The following is a 16,483-nucleotide window of genomic DNA, read 5'->3' on the forward strand; positions in this document are numbered from 1 at the left end:
AGAGGTCAGATCGGCAAGTCCGGTCTGGCTTTTTTGTTATTTGGGGCAAGGTAGAAGGCCGTGCTTCAAAATCTGTCAGTCGGGCCATTGCCTCTGTACAGGTCTGCTGACGTATGATGCGCTCAACTCTCAGTCGTATGCGGTGAAATCGTGCGGTGCGGTGACGCAGAGCCCGGCGTAGAAATGTTTTACGCCCGCATGCTATTGCAGTGCGGGCGCAAAATCTGTCGGGTGTTTTGAAACGAGGAGGTTCAGAAGAGCCTCAGCGTTTGTCAAACCCTGTAAAGTCTCTCTGCGGGGAGCCAGTATAGAGCTGGCGGGGGCGGCAGATACGCTGGCCCGGTTCCTCAATCATTTCCTTCCACTGGCTGACCCAGCCGGTAGTGCGGGCCACGGCAAACAGCACGGTGAACATGCTGGTAGGAATGCCCATGGCTTTCAGGATGATGCCTGAATAGAAATCGACGTTCGGGTAGAGTTTCCGCTGCACAAAATACTCATCGTTGATCGCGATTTTCTCAAGTTCAATGGCCAGATCCAGCAGCGGATCATCTTTAATGCCGAGTTCGCCCAGCACTTCATGGCAGGTCTGCTGCATGATTTTGGCGCGGGGGTCGAAGTTTTTATAAACGCGATGGCCGAAGCCCATCAGCTTCACGCCGCTGGATTTGTCTTTCACCTTGGCGATGAAGTCAGGGATATTTTCCTTGCTGCCAATGCTGGCCAGCATTTTCAGGACTGCCTCGTTCGCGCCGCCATGTGCGGGCCCCCAGAGGGCTGCGATCCCTGCGGAAATACAGGCAAACGGGTTGGCCCCGGTGGAACCGGCCATGCGGACGGTGGAGGTAGAGGCGTTCTGCTCATGGTCGGCATGCAGGATCAGAATCCGGTTCATGGCGCGGGCCAGAACAGGGTTGATTTTGTAGGGTTCGGACACCCTTGCAAACATCATGGAGAGCAGGTTTTCCGCGTAGTTCAGGTCATTGCGCGGATAGATAAAGGCTTCGCCCTGCGTGTATTTGTAGGCCCATGCCGCAATGGTCGGGATTTTGGCAATCAGCCGCATGGCTGCCAGTTCGCGGTTGGATTTGATCGCGATGTCACTGGCGTCCGGATAGAATGCGGAGAGGGCACCGACTGTGCCGCAGAGAATGGCCATCGGGTGGGCATCACGCCGGAAACCATTGAAGAAGTTCCGGATCTGCTCATGCAGCAGTGTGTGATTGGTCAGGGTGTTGGAGAATTTCTCGTAGTCGGCTTTGTTCGGCAGCTCACCGTTCAGAAGCAGGTAGATCACCTCTTCATAGGATGCATGTTCTGCAAGCTGGGCAATGGGATAGCCGCGATGGAGAAGAACACCCTTATCGCCGTCAATGAACGTGATTTTGCTGGAGCAGGATGCTGTTTCGCCGTAGCCGGGGTCATAGGTGAACACGCCCATATCGGCCGGCAGTTTGCGAATATCGACAACATCTGGCCCGAGTGTGCCGGAAAGGACCGGCAAACTCGCCGTCCGCCCACCGAGTGACAGGGTTGCGTCAGACCGCTGACCTTCATTCTGCGATGCGCTCATGATGTTTCCTTCTGCATTAGAGAGCCGCTGCCTGACTGGCTGACTGACGTGCGGCCTGCTGTGTGACTCTTCTCACCGATCCAGAAAGAAACAGGAAGCTGGTGGGTGATAAACCGCGCGTTATCAAAACGGGTCATGCTTGGAAAACTGCGCTTTCCTGCCCTCAGGGTCGCGCGAATGTGTCTAGGGTCAGGCTTGTGGCATCGCACCCCGCCCAGTCCGCTGCCTCTTCCGCACTTTCAGACCCCCACATCCGGAAGACTGCGAGGGAGGCTGTTGCGAATCCCTGTTCCAGCACTTCGGCCTGCGGGTCCAGCCAGCGGGCCAGCGCGGAAATGCCGGGATTATGCCCTACAAGCAGAACTGTGCAGGCGTTTGCCGGGGCTTGCCGGATACAGGCCAGCAGGGCGGCAGGCGGCGCTTCATAAATTTCAGGGCAGAACCGGGTAGGGAGCGCCGGAGGCGGCTGGAAAGGGGCCAGTGCTGCCAGCGTCTCCCGCGTGCGGCGGGCCGGACTGCATAGAACAAGGTCAGGGGCCAGTGCGCGCGCCCGGAGCCATGCGCCGCAGCGGCCCGCGGCCAGCCGTCCTTCTGCTGTCAGCGAACGGGCCAGATCGGCCTCCTCGCTAAAATCACCCCCCGGAGGGCTGGCGGCTTCAGCATGCCGCAGCAGAAGGAGGCGGCGGGTCACTTTACAGCCGATTCGGAGGACTGTTTTGCAATCGCTTCATGGTGCCGGATGACTTCATGGATAATGAAGTTCAGAAACTTCTCGGCAAAATCCGGGTCCAGATGCGCATCTTCCGCAAGTGTGCGCAGGCGGGCAATCTGGCGGGCCTCTCTGGCGGGGTCAGCCGGGGGCATATCGTAACGGGCTTTGAGCGCCCCTACGGCTTTGGTGCAGCGGAAGCGTTCCGCCAGCATGGCAACAAGGGCTGCGTCGATATTGTCGATGCTGCGACGGAGGTCCAGCAGGGCATCAGTCGGGGAGGGCTGGTCGGTCACGGTTTGCACGGTTCTTTGTTTCTGTTTCTGTCTGGCACTGTAATGAAGTGTGTCTTGCAAGGCTATTGCACGAAACACTCTTACATGGCGGGAGCTGATTCTTCCAAAAAGTTAGCGGGCACGTCCAGCCACGCCAGATGGCCGCCTTTGCCCGCACCGGTATCTGTAAAGATTGCCTGCCCTCCGGCCCGGCCGGGGATGGTGAGCGGGCAGCCGTTGGTAGACCGCTGATCATGCCCGCAATAGACCGTATAGCCGGTGGGAATATGGTTGACCCAGTTCAGGCAGCGTTCGGGGAAGCCATCTTTCTGGACACGGCTGGTCGTTTCCCCGAACAGCGCGCGGGAGAGCAGGAACGTCACGCGGCCCAGAGCGGGCGGGGGCGGTTCCATCAGCATTCGGACATCAAACGCCCCATGGACAAAGAGCATCCGGCCCAGCACCAGCCATGCGGGGGCGGCTTCCAGCATGTCCAGAGCAAACTCCAGCACGTCCGCGTTTTCCGGCCGGTGGAGTTGGGCCATGGTGGCTTCCAGCGGTGGGTCTGGCCGGAGTTTTTTACCCAGCAGCGCGCGGCCCAGCTTGCGGTCATGATTGCCGATCAGAAACAGGCCGCGTCCTTCCTGCATCACGCTGTGCATCAGGCGCAGCACACCGGCGCTGTCCGGGCCGTAATCTACAAGGTCTCCAAGCTGGATAATAAACCGGTCGGTGGCAACAGCATGACGAAAGGCCTGAAGGTCTCCATGCACGTCTCCCACAATGCGGAGTCCTTTCCGCATTGCCGCTTTCACGTTTTCGTCAGGGAAGAGGCCTGTGTGCATCTGCTGTTATCCACCTTTCTCCTTCCCATGTAGGCGCCACAGGCGGACACAGGGAAGGGAGGAACGGTAATTTTTTATGGACGCGTGTTTTGTGCACAAGCATGTGACGCGCCACGCCTGCAATTTTCTGCATACGCTACGCGCATCATCCGGCCCCGCAGGTGTGCCGGTGGGAAGGAGCGGCACGATGGGATATAGAGCGCTTCATGCCCGTTTGGTCCGCTTCGCGTCGGAACTGGAATAATAAAGAACAGGAAGGCCTCTCATGAAAGAGCGCATTCGTAATGTCGCCCTGCGTAGCAAAGTCTGTTCGGCAGAAGCCGCAGCCGAACTTATCCGTCCCGGTGCCGTGGTTGGCGCCAGTGGTTTTACGGGGGCAGGGTACCCCAAAGCTGTGCCGGAAGCGCTGGCCGGGCTTATGGAGCAGGCCCATTCACGGGGTGAAGACTACCGCATCAGCCTGATTACCGGCGCCTCTACCGGCCCGCAGCTTGATGGCGTGCTGGCCAAGGCAAACGGCGTTTCTTTCCGTTCGCCCTTTAATACCGATGCCGCCATGCGCGACCGGATTAATAACAGCGAGACGGAATATTTTGATAACCACCTCGGCCAGGTTGCCGGGCGTGCGGTGCAGGGCAATTACGGCAAGTTTGATATTGCTCTGGTTGAAGCTGTGGCCATTACCGAAGATGGCGGCATTGTTCCGACATCCTCAGTTGGCAATTCCCAGACTTTTCTGGATATCGCCGAGAAGGTGATTATCGAGGTCAATGACTGGCAGAATCCGGGTCTGGAAGGCATTCATGACATCTGGGACGGCAATGTCAGCGGTATTCCCCCGCGTGACATTATCCCGCTCCGCAAAGCGGATGAACGGATTGGCGGCTCAGCCCTGCGCGTAAACCCCGACAAGATTGTCGCAGTGGTAAAAGCGCATGACAGGGACCGGAATGCCCCGTTCGCAGCCCCGGATGAAAACGCACGCGCTATTGCCGGGCACCTGCTTGATTTCTTCAGCCATGAAGTGAAGCAGAATCGTCTGCCGCCGTCTCTGCTGCCGTTGCAGTCCGGCGTGGGCAATGTGGCAAACGCCGTGCTGGAAGGGCTGAATGAAGGGCCGTTTGAAAATCTGGTCGGCTATAGTGAAGTGATTCAGGACGGCATGCTGGCCATGCTGGATTCCGGCCGGATGCGGGTGGCGTCTGCCACATCCTTCTCGCTCAGCCCGGATGCGGCAGAAGAAATCAACAACCGTATGGATTTCTTCCGCACCAAGATCATTCTGCGCCAGCAGGATGTGAGCAACAGCCCCGGTGTGATCCGTCGTCTGGGCTGTATCGCCATGAACGGCATGATTGAGGCCGACATTTACGGCAACGTGAACTCCACCCGCGTCATGGGTTCCAAAATGATGAACGGGATTGGCGGCTCCGGCGATTTTGCCCGTAGTTCCTACCTGTCGATCTTCCTGTCCCCCTCCACAGCCAAGGGTGGAAAGATTTCCGCCATTGTGCCGATGGCGGCGCATGTGGACCACATTATGCAGGACACCCAGATTTTTGTGACGGAACGTGGTCTGGCCGACCTGCGTGGGCTTTCACCCGTGCAGCGTGCGCAGAAAATCATCACGAACTGCGCGCATCCAGATTACCAGCCGATGTTGCAGGATTATTTTGACCGCGCCCGCAAAGAGTCCTTCGGCAAACATACGCCGCATCTGTTGCAGGAAGCTTTGTCCTGGCACCAGCGGTTTGTGGAAACGGGGAGCATGATACCGGCCTGAAAAGGCCGGTGAGGCCAGAGGGGGCGCCGGCGTTTAGCCGGACGCCTGAGTTTAGCTGTCCCGGGCGAGAGTCCGGGGCACCTGACTGGTCTGCGGTGTCACCACAATATCTACCGGACGTTCAGCCAGAAACTCATCTGGCTGGAAGTTCGTGGCAATCGGGTTTTCCGTAATCACAGCTTCCGCATCGCGGTGCACCAGCGTAAACAGGTCTGGCGCAGCGTTGGGCGAGAGGTACGCTGCATAGGGGTGATGCCCCGCCATGCGGTGCGCGGCATACGCCTCCCGCGTGGAATGCACGGGGATAGCGACCAGTATGGACGGGTCTGCCTGCAGGGCGACTTCCGTTGTTTCCTTGCTGGAGGGAACCAGCACCACCCGATCCCGCATTCTGGCTTTACGGACCAGCAGCGCGACATCGGTCGGGTTGGTATCGTTCAGATCCAGCATCAGCAGCGTATGCGCGCGGCGGGAAGATGCCAGAACCTCGTTCAGCGGGTTTGAGCCCGGCACAACAATCACACGCCCATCATCCTGAGACGCCAGTTCAAGCCGCAGCATGCCGGGGTTGTTCTGGTGCGGCAGGCCAGCAGAGGCTGCTGTCATGCTCAGCCCCGTGCCGGGGGTACAGATGATCAGCCCGTGATGAATACGCGCCAGAAGCCCATAGGCCTTGGACTGATGCAGCACCAGTCCGGCACAGGCCAGCATGCACACGCCAACAGCCAGCGCCCCTTTGCCAAGGCAGCGTTTGAGGGGGGTCCCGGTGGATTTTCGGGGTTCGTCTGATGTCGTATCAAGATGCGGCATCTGTCTTTAATCCCTAGTCCTGTTGCCCGGCCATGGCGGCGGCGCGGGCAAGGTCAACTGACAGCACACGGCTTACGCCGCGTTCCTGCATGGTCACACCAAAGAGGTGGTCCATATGCGCCATGGTCAGCTGATGGTGAGTAACAACCAGAAAACGGGTTCCTGCTTCTGTAACCATGTCCCCTAACAGGGAACTGAAACGTCCGACATTGGCATCGTCAAGCGGTGCGTCAACCTCGTCGAGCACACAAACGGGGGCCGGATTACAGCGAAAGACTGCAAAAATCAATGAAAGAGCTGTTAAAGCCTGTTCACCTCCCGAAAGCAGGGAGAGAGTTGCCAGCTTTTTGCCCGGTGGCTGGGCATAGATTTCAAGCCCGGCTTCCAGCGGATCATCACTTCCCACAAGGCCCAGATGCGCCCGTCCGCCACCAAACATGCGGGAGAAGAGCGACTGGAAATGCTGGTCCACCTGCGTAAACACCGCCATCAGGCGCTCACGTCCTTCCTTGTTGAGCGAGCCAATAGAGCCACGCAGGCGGGCAATGGCGGCTTCAAGGTCAGCAATTTCCGCGGCAAGGGTGCGGGCCTGCCCCGAGGCTTCTTCCGCCTCAATTTCCGCCCGCAGGTTGACCGGCCCCATCTCCTCCCGCTCCCGCGTCAGGCGCGAGATCTTGCGGCGCAGAGCACTCTCTGCCGCTTCTGTCAGATCTCCGGTGGGCGGCCGGGGCGGTTCCGGGGTTTCAGCCAGAAGCTGCTCAAGAATGGCCTGAGCCTGCTCGCTTCGCGCTTCTGCTTTCAGCAGGTTTTCCCGCGCCGAGGTGAGCTGGGCTTCGGTTTTGCGGCGCTGTTCACTGGCGTCCGCCAGTGCTGCTTCCGCTTCCGCGCGGGCCTTGTCGGCCTCGGCATAGGTTGTCTCGGCTTCGGTCAGAGCCTGAAGGGTAGTTTTTTTCAGCCGCTCAGCCTCGGCGGGCAGTTCTGAGACAGTTTCATGCTCCGTGCGGGCGGCCTCCAGACGAGCCTGCGCGTGGGTGAGGTCCGTGCGCGCGCTCTCCGCGCGGGTGGTCCAGTCCTGTATGGCGGCGGTCAGAGACGCCTGCTTGCTGGCTAGCGTGGCTTTTTCCGCCTGCAACGCCGCCCGGAGTTCCCGCACCTGTTCCAGTTCCGCAGAGAGGGCCGCCCGTTGTGCGCGCAGGGCGTCCAGAGCTTCCTCCCCACGTTCAGGGAGCGCGGCTGCCGCTTCTTCCAGTGCTGCGGTGGCGCGGTCTTTCAGCTCTTCAGCCTCTGTCTGTTCTGTCTGAAGTGTTTCCAGACGCGGGGTGAGGGCCGCCAGACGGGAGCGGAGTTCAAGCGAGAGTTCCTGCAGCGTCTGGTGCTGCTGCGCGGCCTGCTGCACTGCGGTTTCTGCGGTGCTGGCGGCCTGTTCTGCCGTGCGGCAGGCGGCTTCGGCCTCAGTTTGCCGTGTCTGGGCCGCGTGCAGGGTTTCTTCTATCTGCTTGTCAGCCTGCCCGGCGGCCAGACGGGTTTCCAGATCCTGTAAGGTCGTTTCTTCCGCCGCCACATCCTGCCGCAGGCGCTCCCGTTCCGGCAGAAGCGTTTCCAGCCGGGAACTGGCCGTAGCCTGCTGGTTTTCCGCATGGGTCAGGGTGTCCTGTGCTGAGCGAAGCTGCTGTTCCGCCAGCTTCAGGGCGGTTCTGGCCTGCTGCTCAGCCTGCTGGGCGGCCAAATCTTTCTGGCGGGCCTGATCCAGAGCCGTTTTCAGGGCTTCCGTCTGCGGGAGCGCGTCCTGTGCCGCTACGGCGGCGGTCAGTGCGGCTTCGGCATCCTGTTTTGCGGCAATGGCGCGTTCCTGCTGCGGGCGCAGTCCATCCAGCCGGGCACGGGAGGCCGCGTGCCGACGCTCAAGGTCTGCTTCTTGCGTACGCGCCTGCTGTAAGGCGCGTTCCAGCGTTGCGCGCTGTGCCCGATGCTCGGCGGCCTGCCGCTCCATCTCCTGCAAGGCAGCGCTTGCTTTCGCGACAGTCTGCTCAACGTTCGGCGCATCCTGCCGGAGCGTTTCAATCCGCTGTTCGGTTTCTTTCAGAATCCGGCGCTGGCCAAGGCGGCGGGTTGCGGCGTCCGGCTCCCCTGCGCGGGTATAAAATCCATCCCAGCGCCACAGGTCCCCGGCACGTGAGACAAGGCTTTGCCCCGGTTTGAGGTCGGCCTGAAGTGAAAGACCATCCACGCCGTCCGGCAGCAGACCAATGCAGGACAGCACGCGGTCCAGCGCATCCGGGGCCTGAATATGAGCTTTGAGGGGCGTGGCGTTACCGGGCAGGGGCGGCAGAGCAGCCGAAGGGGGCAGGAGATGCCAGCCGCGCGCAGCCGTATCCGCAACCGGAGCATCCAGCCCTTCTGAAAGAGCCGCAGCCAGAGCGGCCTCATATCCTTCCGGGATCTCCATACGGGCGGAGACAGGCTCTTCCGCCGTGGCGGTGTCCGTTCCCAGCGCCTGAGCCAGCCCGTCGGCCTGCGCCTGAAGGCGCGTGAGTTCCGTGTGCAGAGCGTTCTGGCGGGTGAGTGCGTCGTTATGGGCAGTTTTCAGCTCTGCCAGACTGGAGTCTGCCTGCGTCAGAGCCTCGGTGACAGTGCGGAGTTTGTCTTCCTGTGTGGCGCGGGCAGTCTGGGCCGCTTTGAGGGTGTCCTCCGGCAGGGCATCGGCCTGTGCCTGTTTCAGCCCCCGCGTGAGCGTTTCTTCTTCCTGCCGGGCGCGGTGCAGAGCCGTCCGCGCAGCGGCGCAGGCGGCGTCCACCGTTTTGCGGTGACTTTCATGCTCCTGAAACGTGCGGCTGGCCTGTGTGAGGGCAGCGGAGGTTTCGCGCCGGGTCGCGTCCGCCGTATCCAGCGTGACCGTGGCGGCCTGATGCGCAGTGGCGGCCTGCGTTGCCTTGTCTTTCAGGGCCTGAAGCGCTGCGTCTTCCAGCAGGGCGCCCTGTGTTTCCGCATGGCGTTTTTCAAGCTGGGCCAGATCCGACCGCAAGGTGGTGAGTTTTGCGCGGCTGCGTTCCAGCGCCTTGCGGGTTTCAGCCTGCGTCTGGCGGGCATTTTCTGCATCGTTACGGGCGATGGACAGCGCCACACTGGCTTCGGACCGGGCGCGATCAGCGTCCTCAAACGCTGTGCGGGCAGCGGTCTGGGCAGCGCGGGCCGCCTGCACGGCTGTTGCTGCGACCGCCATGCTGTCATCTGACGGCAGGCGGTCCTGCAGGGCGGAGAGTTCGGTCTGGAGAGCAGAAACAGCGTCGGAAGCACGGGTAAGCTGGGCGGTGGCGGTTTCCAGTTCTTCCGTGGCGCGATGTTTGCGGGCGCGGGCGGCGGCCAGTGTTTCGGTTTGCCGGGCGAGGGTCTGTTCACTTCCGGCCAGAGCCTGCGTCAGATCTGTTTGGCGCGTTTCTGCCTCGGCAGTTCTTTGCGGGAGCGAGGTCTCGGCGGCATCTGCTTCGGTTTTTTCCGTGTTCAGGCGTTCCAGCGTGCTGGTGGCATCTTCCACGCGGGTCTGGGCGGCGGTCGTATCGGCCTCGTGCTGCCGGAGGCGTTCTGTCGCACTTCTGGCCTGTGCTGCGGCGCGTTCTTCTTCCCGCGTGACACCTTCCGCTGTCACGCGGCAGCGCTCCAGCACGGTCCGGGCCTCATCCGCGCGGGCACGAAGGACAGGGAGTTTCTGGTTGGCCTCAAATTCCGTTATGACGGCGCCTTCTGCGGCTTCCTCATGCTCTGTCAGGGCATGGCGGGCGCGGGCTGCGGTCTCAATGGCGCGTTCAACTGCCTGCCGGGCACGGGCGTGCAGCACGGCAAGCAATTCGGTTTCAGCATCGCGCAGGGCGGAGGAAAGTTCGCGGTAGCGGCTGGCCTCGCGGGACTGTTCGGCAAGACCGCCCAGCCGGGTTTCCAGTTGCTGGCGCAGATCTTCCGCGCGGGTCAGATTGTTCTCGGTCGCCCGGAGCTTGAGTTCCGCCTCATGCCTGCGGGCATGCAGGCCGGTAATGCCGGCGGCTTCTTCCAGAATGGAGCGGCGTTCTTCCGGACGTGCGCCGACCAGCATGGCCACGCGCCCCTGACTGACCATGGCGGAGGAGCGCGCCCCGGAGGCCAGATCGGCAAACAGAGTCTGCACATCCCGCGCGCGGGCGGGTTTGCCGTTAATGCGGTATTCGCTGCCGGAGCCGCGTTCGGCCCGGCGGGTAATCTGGAGTTCGTCCTGATCGGCAAAGGCGGCAGGGCCGTGGCCCTGTGTACCTTCCAGTGTGACGGTCACTTCTGCCAGAGACCGGGCGGGCCGCCCGGCTGTACCGGCAAAAATCAGATCATCCATTTCTCCGCCGCGCAGCGAGCGGGCGGAGGATTCCCCCATGACCCAGCGCAGCGCTTCCACCACGTTGGATTTGCCGCAGCCGTTAGGCCCGACAATGCCTGTCAGGCCGGGGAGAATTTCTACAGTGACGGGTTCAGCAAAGCTTTTGAACCCGACAATCCGCAAACGGACGAAACGGACGGTCATGCAGGGCGGGACTTACGGCCGGATGACGGAGAAGAGGCGCGTCAGCTGGCGTCAGCCAGATTTTTTGTGAAGGCCTCGTATGTCATGTCATTCGAGATCTGAATTTTGTTGTTGAAGCGGAAGGTCGGCGTGGAATCGAAATGATATTTGTCCTGCGCTTCCGTCTGCTGAGACAGGATGAACTGCATCAGTTGCTGGTCCGCGACAGTTTTATCAAACACGTCGCCCGGCATCCCGGCGAAGGCCGCCATTTTCTTCAGGGCGTCCAGCGGGCTGCTATCCTTGATGTAGGCCCATCGGTCCAGACTGGCGAGCAGGGACGCCGTAAAGGGCTCATAGCGTTCCGGCGGCAGGGTCCGGGCGACCATGGCTGCAACGGTTGCAAGCTGATCTGTCGGGAAATCATGGAAAACGTAGCGGATTTTCCCGGTGTCGATCAGGTTTTTCTTGACCAGCGGGAAGGTGTTTTCAGAGAAGTGGGCGCAATGAATGCAGGTGAGGGAGAACCATTCTTCCACCACCACCTTTGCGTTCGGGTCACCAAGCTGGCGCGTTGTCATACGCGGGTCTGCCCCGGTTGCCGTATCGGCGAAGGCCAGGCCATGCGTTGCCGTGGCGGCCAGAGCTGTACCAGCGGTGACAAGAAGAGAGCGGCGTGAAAAGGACATGGGCAATCCCGGTTTCATGACTGGTTGAACAGAGTACAGACTTAGGCTTGACGGCAGAATAGCCTGTTCGTCAACCCGTACGCGTTGTCTCGGCGTTACTCTCGCCCGTGTTGCCGGTGGGGTCTGCCGCGTTTGGCAGTTTACGCACCCTCACCCGGCGGATGTGCCGGGCATCCGCATCAAGCACCCGGAAGACATACCCGTTTTCGTGCGTCAGCACTTCTCCGCGGGTTGGCACATGGCCTGCCATGCGGAACACGAGGCCACCAATGGTCTCGATTTCCGCTTCTTTTTCGGACGCGGTGAGAATCGCGCCAATCTGATGTTCAAATTCCTGCACCGGGCAGCGGGCATCCACGTCATAGGTGCCGTCCGGCCGCTCCGTGATCATGGTGGCGGCGGGTTCATCATGCTCGTCGGCAATATCACCGACGATGGTTTCAATCAGATCCTCAATGGTGACCAGACCGTCCACACCGCCATATTCATCAATCACCAGCGCCAGATGTGTTTGCCGCAGGCGCATTTGCAGCATCAGGTCCATTACGGGAATCTGCGGGGCAATCATCAGCGGCTGGCGGAGCAGAAGCTCGATGTCAAACGCCTCACTGGTGCCGACATAGGCGATCAGATCCTTCACATGGATCATGCCGACAATATCATCGAGCTGGTTACGGTAGACCGGCATGCGCGAGTGGTTTTCCCGCCGCATCATGGCCAGAGCATCATCCAGACTGATGGAAACCGGCATGGCGATAATATCGGGCCGCGGGATCATTACATCATACGCCGAGATGTTTCTCAGCCGGAGGATGTTGGCAATCAGCACGCGTTCCTGCCGGTCCAGTTCCGGTTTTTCACCTTCCGGTGTTTCCGATTCGTTGGCGGCCTGCTGCACGAGGGCGGCGATGGAGCTGCGCAGGCCGGGGGCCTGCTTCTTGCGGCTTAAAAAGGAGAACAGGCCGCGGGACGGCGTATCCTGCCCCTCAGACCGTGAAGAGTCGTACTCGCTCATGCCCGTGGTTTCCATGGATTAGGAACATGCAGACGGGAGAGCAGGCGCGCCTCCAGCATTTCCATTTCGCGGGCTTCCCCCGCCTGATGATGGTCATAGCCAGCCAGATGCAGGCTGCCATGCACGATCAGATGCGCCAGATGGTCACTGACCGGCCTGCCTGCCTGCCGGGCTTCCCGCAGCACGGTTTCCAGCGCCAGAATAATATCGCCGCCCGGAATGCCGGGGGGTGGGTCAAAGGTCAGAACATTGGTGGGGCGGTGCTTGCCGCGATGCTGCCCGTTAAGAACGCGCACCACGCGGTCTGTTGAGAGCACAACGCTGCCGGGCTGGCGGCCATAGCCCTCACAGGCGGCCAGTGCGCGGCGTATGACCTGCTCCGGCCGGGGCACGTAACAGTGCCAGCGCCGGTCTTCTATCAGAATTTCGGGCGTTTCTTCAAACGCGCAGGATGGGAAAAAGCCCGCTGAGGCAGGATTTTCCGGGCCAGCCACGTTCCTTGCGTGAACGTGGCTTGTGCTACTTGGCGGTTCCATTGTTCTCCTGACGGCCGTTATTGCGGGGCGATCCCCTGAGAGCCGTCGTCCTTGCATCATACGCTTCTACAATGCGCGCGACCAGTCTGTGCCGCACCACATCTGCTGCGTCAAATTGTGTGATGCTGATGCCGCTGACATTTTTCAGCGTTTCCAGAGCATCTTTCAGTCCGGATGTGGTGCCCGTGGGCAGATCGATCTGGGTAAGGTCCCCGGTAATGACCATGCGGGAGCCCGGCCCGAGACGGGTCAGAAACATCTTCATCTGCGCGATGGTGGTGTTCTGGGCTTCATCCAGAATGACAAACGCGTGGGAGAGCGTGCGCCCGCGCATGAAGGCCAGCGGGGCGACCTCAATATCCCCTGCGGCCATGCGCCGCATGACCTGATCCCCCGGCAGCATATCGTGCAGGGCGTCATAAAGCGGGCGGAGGTAGGGGTCGATCTTGTCCTTCATGTCACCGGGCAGAAAGCCCAGCCGTTCCCCGGCTTCCACCGCCGGGCGGGAGAGGATGATGCGGTCCACGGAGCCTGCCTGCAACATGGCGACGGCCTGCGCCACGGCCAGATAGGTTTTGCCGGTCCCCGCAGGCCCGATGCCGAACACCATCTCCTTTTTGGCCAGGGCCTGCATGTAGGCGGCCTGACCGGGGGAGCGGGGTTCAATCACGCCATGGCGCATTTTCAGGGCCGGGAACGTCCCGGCAGAGTCTGTGTGGGAGGTGGCGTGCGTGGTCTGGTGAGCGGGGGCTGAACGCTGCATATCGGTGTGCCTTGTGCTTTCACGCAGTTGGGTCATGCGGATGACAGCTTCTAGCGTGCTGACATCCACCATGCCCCCGGCGGCCAGTTTCTGATAAAGGGTGCTCAGCGTTGTGCGGGCAATGGCGACATCCGCCGGTGTGCCGCGGATGGAAATCCGGTTGCCGCGATGGGCAACCTGTATGTCCAGCCCTTCCTCCATATGGCGCAGATTGCGGTCATGGTCCCCCACGAGCCGGGCCAGCAGCGCGTTATCTTCAAATAAGAGGGTAACCGGTTTTTCCGGTGCGGAGGTCAGGGGCTGGTCGGTCGTGCTCAAGCGTAAACGGTCTCCTCTTCCAGAATGCCGTTCAGGGAGTTTGTCAGACGTTCGGTAATCCGGACAGGCACTTCACGGCCAATCAGGTCCGGTGTTCCGGCAACATGCACCGGCTGGAGCCACGGCGTGCGGCCCGCAATCTGGCCGGGCTTACGGCCCTCTGATGTGAACAGAACAGAGACTGTCTGCCCGACAAGAGACTGATTGAAGGCATCCTGCTGCTCACGTAGCAGGGCCTGCAAAGCCTGAAGACGTGCGTCCTTCACATCCTCGGGCACCTGCAGGGGGGCACCGGCGGCCGGTGTGCCGGGGCGCTGGGAATATTTGAAGGAATAGGCCTGTGCGAAGGTGACATCCCGCACCAGTTGCATGGTGGCCTCAAAGTCCTCATCCGTTTCCCCCGGATGCCCGACGATAAAGTCTGAAGACAAGGCAAGGTCCGGGCGTACAGCATGCAGCTTGCGGACAATCTCCCGGTAATCATCCGCTGTGTGGCCACGGTTCATGGCGCGCAGGATTTTGTCGGACCCGGACTGCACGGGCAGGTGCAGGTAGGGCATCAGTTCCGGCAGATCGCGGTGGGCGGCAATCAGGGCATCATCCATATCGCGCGGGTGGGATGTAGCGTAGCGGATGCGGTTCAGGCCCGGGATGGCGGCCAGAGCATAGGCCAGCTTTGCCAGACCCCAGACGTCTCCATCCGGCCCGGTGCCGTGATAGGCGTTTACATTCTGGCCCAGCAGGCTGATTTCCTGCACGCCGCTTTCCACCATGCGGCGGGCTTCCGCCAGAACAGAGGTGACGGACCGGCTGACTTCCGCTCCGCGCGTATAGGGCACCACGCAGAAGGAGCAGAATTTGTCACACCCTTCCTGAATGGTGAGGAACGCGGTGAGGTTGCCCGGCGTCTGCGGGGCGGCGGCATCCGGCAGGAAGTCAAACTTCTGCTCTGCGGGGAAATCGGTTTCAATCACCGCGCCGCCAGCGCGGGCAGCGCGGGCAACCATTTCCGGCAGGCGATGGTAGGTCTGCGGCCCGAGGACGATATCCACATAGGGCGCACGGGCCAGAATTTCCTGCCCTTCCGCCTGCGCCACACAGCCTGCCACGGCAATAATGGTCTGCTGGCCGGTTGTTTCCCGCTCTTCCTTGATTTTTCTCAGGCGGCCCAGTTCGGAAAAGACTTTTTCCGCCGCGCGGTCACGGATGTGGCAGGTGTTGAGGATGATCATGTCAGCCGAGGCGGGTGTTTCCACCGGCTGGTATCCCAGCGGGCGCAGCACGTCGCTCATCCGTGCGCTGTCATACACGTTCATCTGGCAGCCCCATGTAATGACATGCAGGCCACGCGGGGCGGGGGAGGAAGGGGGAAGTCCAGTCATGACAGCAGCGGCTCCGGCACACCGCAGGCCCATTCCATACGGCAGGGGGAGGAAATCAGGCCAGTCAGGCCAGAGGTCAAGACTCTTTTCCGCAAACGGAGGGGCAATGCACCATAGAAGGGGTCCTTACCGTGTCTTCCTGTATGAAGCAAAATGCAGAGCCACTCTGTCAAGCAGACGTTTTGTGACGTGCGGTTTATTGCTCGGAATTTCCGCAGGCTCACACCGGCCGGGCTGCGGTTGCGCTGCATGGTTCTGCCGCAGGTCCGCAGCCCCCTGCGCCACAGCGTTCCATGCCGCCTGCGCCAGAGCCTTGCGGCTGGGGAAAAGTTCCGGGTCCAGCGGTTCATGCAGAACAACGGTGGCCCGGGAATTATGCCACTGCACGAGCTGCCAGAGGTGCGGGCCGAGATCCATATCCCCGTACCACGCAAAAACCGGGCGGCGCAGACGTGCAACGGGCAGGCCCTCCAGCTCATCATAGACCACGGAAATAGGCTGGATGATGGGGGACATGCCGGGCGCATAAACAATGGGGAGCTGACTTTTCTCGCCATTCCGCAACCGGGGGAGTCTGGCGATGGCAAAAAAGGCGGACATGAACGGCAGCACGCGCGAGCCGTCAGACGATGTGCCTTCCGGGAAGAGCACCAGATTATCACCGTCCACCATGCGGCTGATCATCTGGTCCCGCTCCCGCCCGGTAGTGCTGCGCTGGCGGCTGACAAAAATGGTCCGGCCAATTTTGGAGACCAGCCCCATGACGGGCCATTTCTCGATATCGCCCTTGGCCACAAAAACAGACGGCAGCAACGTGCCCAGAACCAGCACATCCAGCCAGGAGGAGTGGTTGGAAATATAAATAACAGGGCGTTCCCCCCGTGCGCGGGCGCGTGCCCCGCCCACGGTGCCAGCCCGTTTGCCAATCACGCGGATGCGCAGGCCGAGCAGTTTGCACAGCACACCCCAGATGACCCGCGTCCAGCGGATTTTTGGGGTGCCGGGCACCAGCAGCAGGCAGGCTTCAAACCCGACAGAGAGCGGGACCCACAGGGTAATGGCTCCCAGCCGCAACCCGCCACGCACCTGCGCCCTGAGCGTGCAGCACTTTTCCACCCATGCGGGCAGTGGGGAGACTGTATCACGCTCCGGGGGCGCGGAGGTTCCGGAAAACCGCGTCTGAGCGGTGGAATTACGCGTCATGATCCTGAGGCTGCCTTGCACGGGCAGGAACCGGGTTTGCTGCAGGAATGGCAAATCATAGGC

Annotated in this window: 13 protein-coding genes; 1 reads left to right on the top strand and 12 read right to left on the bottom strand. The window is 61.3% G+C overall.

Annotation, left to right across the window (positions count from 1 at the left end):
• Window positions 1-262 precede the first annotated feature (262 nt).
• The 4 genes from gltA to JK199_RS04950 form a co-directional block, all read right to left on the bottom strand.
• Window positions 263-1,573: a citrate synthase gene (gltA, locus tag JK199_RS04935; RefSeq protein ID WP_025828158.1), complete on the bottom strand. Its 1,311-nt coding sequence runs from the start codon at window positions 1,571-1,573 to the stop codon at window positions 263-265.
• Window positions 1,574-1,736: 163 nt separating this feature from the next.
• Window positions 1,737-2,264 (bottom strand): SixA phosphatase family protein, encoded by a 528-nt coding sequence (locus JK199_RS04940; protein WP_212374239.1) that lies wholly within the window; start codon window positions 2,262-2,264, stop codon window positions 1,737-1,739.
• Window positions 2,261-2,578 carry a chorismate mutase gene (locus tag JK199_RS04945; RefSeq protein ID WP_179194549.1) on the bottom strand — a complete coding sequence of 106 codons (318 nt, stop codon included), beginning with the start codon at window positions 2,576-2,578 and terminating at the stop codon, window positions 2,261-2,263. The genes JK199_RS04940 and JK199_RS04945 overlap by 4 nt, the downstream gene beginning before the upstream one ends.
• Before the next feature lie 80 nt (window positions 2,579-2,658).
• A complete protein-coding gene (locus tag JK199_RS04950) occupies window positions 2,659-3,402 on the bottom strand; it encodes a metallophosphoesterase (protein WP_025829375.1) in 744 nt (247 codons plus the stop codon).
• Window positions 3,403-3,667: 265 nt separating this feature from the next.
• On the opposite strand from JK199_RS04950, the gene JK199_RS04955 reads away from it, so the two are divergent.
• Window positions 3,668-5,185: a succinate CoA transferase gene (locus JK199_RS04955; RefSeq protein WP_212374241.1), complete on the top strand. Its 1,518-nt coding sequence runs from the start codon at window positions 3,668-3,670 to the stop codon at window positions 5,183-5,185.
• A gap of 51 nt (window positions 5,186-5,236) precedes the next feature.
• Here the strand turns inward: JK199_RS04955 and JK199_RS04960 are convergent, their stop codons facing one another.
• From JK199_RS04960 to JK199_RS04995, 8 genes are all read right to left on the bottom strand, one after another.
• The gene (locus tag JK199_RS04960) at window positions 5,237-5,995 is read right to left on the bottom strand and encodes a hypothetical protein (protein WP_237388708.1); all 759 of its coding nucleotides are present in this window, start codon (window positions 5,993-5,995) and stop codon (window positions 5,237-5,239) included.
• 13 nt (window positions 5,996-6,008) lie between these two features.
• Window positions 6,009-10,535 carry an AAA family ATPase gene (locus JK199_RS04965; protein WP_212374243.1) on the bottom strand — a complete coding sequence of 1,509 codons (4,527 nt, stop codon included), beginning with the start codon at window positions 10,533-10,535 and terminating at the stop codon, window positions 6,009-6,011.
• A gap of 41 nt (window positions 10,536-10,576) precedes the next feature.
• Complete coding sequence (locus tag JK199_RS04970) at window positions 10,577-11,203, bottom strand: thioredoxin domain-containing protein (RefSeq protein WP_212353657.1); 627 nt, start codon at window positions 11,201-11,203, stop codon at window positions 10,577-10,579.
• Window positions 11,204-11,273: 70 nt separating this feature from the next.
• A complete protein-coding gene (locus JK199_RS04975; RefSeq protein ID WP_212359093.1) occupies window positions 11,274-12,218 on the bottom strand; it encodes a hemolysin family protein in 945 nt (314 codons plus the stop codon).
• Complete coding sequence (ybeY, locus tag JK199_RS04980; protein ID WP_086655301.1) at window positions 12,215-12,754, bottom strand: rRNA maturation RNase YbeY; 540 nt, start codon at window positions 12,752-12,754, stop codon at window positions 12,215-12,217. The genes JK199_RS04975 and ybeY overlap by 4 nt, the downstream gene beginning before the upstream one ends.
• Window positions 12,738-13,835 carry a PhoH family protein gene (locus JK199_RS04985; RefSeq protein ID WP_179194548.1) on the bottom strand — a complete coding sequence of 366 codons (1,098 nt, stop codon included), beginning with the start codon at window positions 13,833-13,835 and terminating at the stop codon, window positions 12,738-12,740. Before JK199_RS04985 ends, ybeY begins: the two co-directional genes overlap by 17 nt.
• Window positions 13,832-15,250, bottom strand: coding sequence for a tRNA (N6-isopentenyl adenosine(37)-C2)-methylthiotransferase MiaB (gene miaB, locus JK199_RS04990; RefSeq protein ID WP_212353653.1), 1,419 nt, complete (start codon window positions 15,248-15,250; stop codon window positions 13,832-13,834). Before miaB ends, JK199_RS04985 begins: the two co-directional genes overlap by 4 nt.
• Before the next feature lie 93 nt (window positions 15,251-15,343).
• Entirely contained in the window at window positions 15,344-16,420 is a 1,077-nt protein-coding gene (locus JK199_RS04995) for a lysophospholipid acyltransferase family protein (RefSeq protein ID WP_212374245.1), read from the bottom strand.
• Window positions 16,421-16,483 lie beyond the last annotated feature (63 nt).

It is taken from the genome of Acetobacter persici (genome assembly GCF_018256955.1).
Lineage (GTDB): Bacteria > Pseudomonadota > Alphaproteobacteria > Acetobacterales > Acetobacteraceae > Acetobacter > Acetobacter persici.